This window comes from Nostoc sp. CHAB 5715, assembly GCF_020829685.1.
Taxonomy (GTDB): Bacteria; Cyanobacteriota; Cyanobacteriia; order Cyanobacteriales; family Nostocaceae; genus Nostoc.
In genome coordinates this window covers 1-4,426 of record NZ_JAIVFR010000658.1, presented here as the reverse complement: position 1 = coordinate 4,426, position 4,426 = coordinate 1, and the positions used below count along the sequence as shown (strand labels likewise).

The window sequence follows — 4,426 nt, the reverse complement described above, 5'->3', positions numbered from 1 at the left end:
TCTCGAAGAGAGGAACGAAGCAATCGCAAAATTCTTCAGGTCAAAACGAGTCCATGAGATTGCTTCGTCGTTCCTCCTCGCAATGACAGTTATTCTCAAGAGCAAAATAAAAACTGGGATGCACCCTGACTTTAATCACCCCTGATAGGCGATCGCAACTTTAAATATATTGTGCGATCGCCTTGATTTTTAACAGTTAAATTTATATTAAACAGCAACCATTCTACCTCTATATCGTCTTAATCAATATCAATATTTATTAGAATACCTATTTAATTGCCCTATGTAGAGAGCTAGGAAAATCGGCTCTATTTTCTTCTCTATCCAAAAGAGTATTCAAAATTACGTAATATCCTGATACTTTTATTAAATAGTGGCAATAAAGGAGCTTTTACTTATGGAAATTCGAGGTTTAGGTATAGGCGCATATCTTGCAATTCCCGTAGTATTAATTCTTTTAACTCAGGGGGAAAGGATAAAAGAATTTTTAGCTCAAAACTTCCATCAGGTATCCACTAATAAGGAAATGAGCCTATCCAGCCCCCAGCTAATTAGCGCGAATTCAAAACCGAAAACATACTATGTTAGTGGTAGTGGAAAAGACCAAAATAGCGGACTCTCTACTTCAGCCGCCTTTAGGACAATTCAAAAAGCAGCAAACCTTACTAACCCTGGCGATACAGTATTGATTATGAACGGAGTATACAAAAATATAGCTAAAGCTGGGAGTGTAGTAAGTATTAAACGTTCTGGAACTGCAAAAGCATGGATTAGGTATAAAGCATATCCTGGGCATTCCCCAAAAATTCAGCACAATACATGGAATGGTATCCTGATTTCAAATGGAGCTTCATATATTGAGATTAATGGGCTGGAGGTCATAGGGAACAATGCCAATATCACCCTTGATTATGCAATGAGTCAGAAGACTAACAAACGAAACCCACTGACTAATGGAAACTGCATCAGCGTTGACGGACGAACCAATGATCGTGTTCATCACATCCGTATTCTGAACAACAAAGTGCATGACTGTGGAGGAGCAGGTATTTCAGCGATTCAATCCGACTATGTGACAATAGATAATAACGTGGTGTTCAATAATGCCTGGTATAGTGTTTATGGTAACAGTGGCATTTCAATGTTGAACAATTGGAATTCTGACAATAACCGGGGATACAAGATGTTCGTGACCAACAACAAGAGCTACAACAATCGCATGTACATCCCTTGGCTTGCAGTCGGAAAGATCACAGACGGTAATGGCATCATTATCGATAGTTCAAGAAATGATGATAAAAAAATAAAATTGAGTCCATATAGAGCACGTACTTTAGTTAAAAATAATCTTACATTTAATAATGGTGGTTCCGGGATTCATACATTTATAAGTGATCATGTTGATATTGTAAATAATACTGCTGTTTTAAATAATCAGAGTCCAGAAATTAAAGATGGGCAAATATTTGCTAATAATTCATCGGATGTCAGAATATTAAGGAATATTCTCTATGCTTTCCCTGGCAAGAATATTAACAGTAGTTATAAAACTAAAAACGTTACTTATGACTATAATATCTACCTCAATAGTTCTAAGGTAAGTGTTAAGGGCCCTCACGATGTTGTTGCAGATTCAGAGTATTTAAGTAAGCATCCCACTCTAGAAAGAATATCTAGCAATTGGAAATCAAAGCTAGATAAACAAAATCCGCCAAGGCGGACTAATGTAGAGTCTAAGTCGGCAAGTTTAGTTTGTGAGCCAATGACTTATACTTTGCAAAGCAAACCCATCCAAGTGGGATGCTCCCCGACATCTTTGGCTCAAACTACTCCTTCATCTTTGGCTCAAACTACTGCTTTTTCTGATGTGCCTAGCAACTATTGGGCGGCACAATTTATTCAACAATTGTCAGGGCGAGGTGTAATTGCTGGATTTCCTGATGGTAGCTTCCGCCCTGAAGAACCTGTGACACGCGCTCAATTTGCCGCTATGATCGATAAAGCTTTCCGAAAATCACAGCAACGGCAAGCGATCGCTTTTTCTGATGTGCCTAGCAACTACTGGGCATCGAGTGCCATTGGGCAAGCCTATAGTATTGGTTTCTTAGCAGGATATCCTGGAAATCGCTTTGGGCCTAACCAGCCTATTCCCCGCCAGCAGGTTTTGGTTTCCCTCGCCAACGGTCTGGGATATACTTCTGGTGGCAATACCGAAAGCAGTCTGAGGTATTTCAACGATGCCTCTAACATCGCTAGCTACGCCCGTAGCCCGATTGCAGCAGCAACTGAAAAACAAATTGTGGTGAACTATCCGAATGTGAACTCCCTGAATCCAACCGCAACTGCTACTCGCGCCCAGGTAGCAGCTTTTATCTACCAAGCACTGGTTAGTTCTAATCAAGCCCCAGCAATTAACTCGCCATATATCGTGTCAAGCCCCAAGAATTAACTGCCTTATGTCGTAACTCAATTCAAGTCGTGACTTTAATCATCCCTGATAGGCGATCGCCACTTTAACTATAGTGTGCGATCGCCTTCATTTTTAAACCTAAAAAATCTATTTTTCAGCAACTATTATATCTCTGTATCGTCTCACTCAATATTCATATTTTTTAAAATACTTATTTAATAGCGTTAATCGGTAAGAGACTGGTTAGACTGTTACTTCTTGCTAGCTCTGTTGACAGATATTTTTTGATTTTGACTATTTGATTATATTGTATGTCGGAAGTAATGGTTTTTACAAAATGCAGAAATAATTGGGAACCTAATACTTCAGTAAAGGTCTAATTAATTAACAGTAAAAAAACTAATTGTACCGGAGTTAAAAATTAATGTTTAGTTTAAATCGTTTGCAATCTGGAACAGCTGCACTCATGGCTTTAAGCGTCACAGTCCTTACTGTAACGCCTTTCATTACAGCTTCACCATCTTTTGCTCAAACTACTTTTTCTGATGTTTCATCTAACTATTGGGCAGCACAATTTATTCAACAATTGTCAGGGCGAGGTGTAATTGCCGGATTTCCTGATGGTAGCTTCCGCCCTGAAGAAGCGGTGACACGCGCTCAATTTGCCGCTATGGTCAACAAAGCTTTCCAAAAACCAGCGCAACGGCAGGCAATCAATTTTGCTGATGTGCCAAGCAACTATTGGGCATCCGGTGCCATTGGGCAAGCCTATACCATTGGTTTCTTATCTGGTTATCCTGGAAATCGTTTTGAGCCTAACCAAGCTATTCCCCGCCAGCAGGTTTTAGTTTCCCTCGCTAATGGTCTGGAATATAGTCCTAGCGGTAATACCGAAAGCACTCTGCAATACTTCAACGATGCTTCTAACATCGCTAGCTATGCCCGTAGCCCGATCGCAGCAGCAACAGAGAAGCAAATTGTGGTGAACTATCCTAATGTGAAATTCCTGAATCCAACTGCAACCGCCACTCGCGCCCAGGTAGCAGCTTTTATTTACCAAGCGTTGGTTAGTTCTAATCAAGCCTCAGCAATTAACTCGCCCTATGTCGTGGCTATCGGGTCTACTACCCGAACGCCTGTAGCTGTGACAATTCCTCAAGGGACTGCTATCCCTGTGAAATATGACAAAGCAGAAAAAATTCTGGTTACAAAGGATGAAACAGCACCCTTGACATTGACAGTATCCCAAAACGTGGTTACGCAAGAAGGATCTGTAGTGATTCCGGCTGGTAGTCAGGTTATTGGTCAACTCAAACCTGCTACAGGCGGTTCTCAATTCGTTGCCGAAAAACTGGTTTTGATCAGTGGTCAGGAGTATCAGCTTAACGCTAGTTCTGAAGTGATTACCAAAACTGAAACCGTCAAGAAGGGTACTAGTGTTGGTTCAATTATCAAGAATACGGTATTGGGCGCAGGTGCAGCAACTGCGGTATCTGCTGTCACAGGCGATCGCGCCATTGCCACAGAAGAAGTCTTAGGTGGCGCTGGTATCGGTGCGTTGGTTGGTCTGTTCTTCGGTAAAAATAGTGTTGACTTAATCGCCATTGACCCAGATACCGATTTACAAATGACCATCAATCAAAATTTACTAGTCTCGCTTAAATAGCCCTCTTTTGTCAGAGTGGGAGAAGCCAATGGCTGAAACCCTTTTGGCGCTTTACTTTCCACTTTTTAACTATAAATTTTAGTTATTGTTAGAAAATAAAGCCTCAAAGCTTGATCAATTCAAAGTCTCAGAATCTCGGTTCGATTATTGTTTTCCGAGAGTGACAAAACAGGGATAGTTATTGGGCATTGGGCATTAGTATTTACACAGGGCTATTTCGTTCTAAACATAAACCGCCCAGAACTAAAGTTCCGCGGCTCATAGCTTAAGTCCACTTTAGTGGACTAAAAGCCTTTCTTAGTCGTCTTTAGACGACTTTTGCTATTAGCCTCAGAATTTATTCTGAGGCG

1 protein-coding gene and 1 pseudogene are annotated in these 4,426 nt (G+C 40.7%); both read left to right on the top strand.

All coding sequences use genetic code 11. The features are described 5' to 3' along the window. Window positions 1-1,789: 1,789 nt before the first annotated feature. Window positions 1,790-2,437, top strand: a pseudogene (locus LC574_RS28390) (S-layer homology domain-containing protein); the annotation flags it as partial. A gap of 397 nt (window positions 2,438-2,834) precedes the next feature. Next, window positions 2,835-4,076 (top strand): S-layer homology domain-containing protein, encoded by a 1,242-nt coding sequence (locus LC574_RS28385; protein WP_229456996.1) that lies wholly within the window; start codon window positions 2,835-2,837, stop codon window positions 4,074-4,076. The last annotated feature ends 350 nt before the right edge of the window (window positions 4,077-4,426 follow it).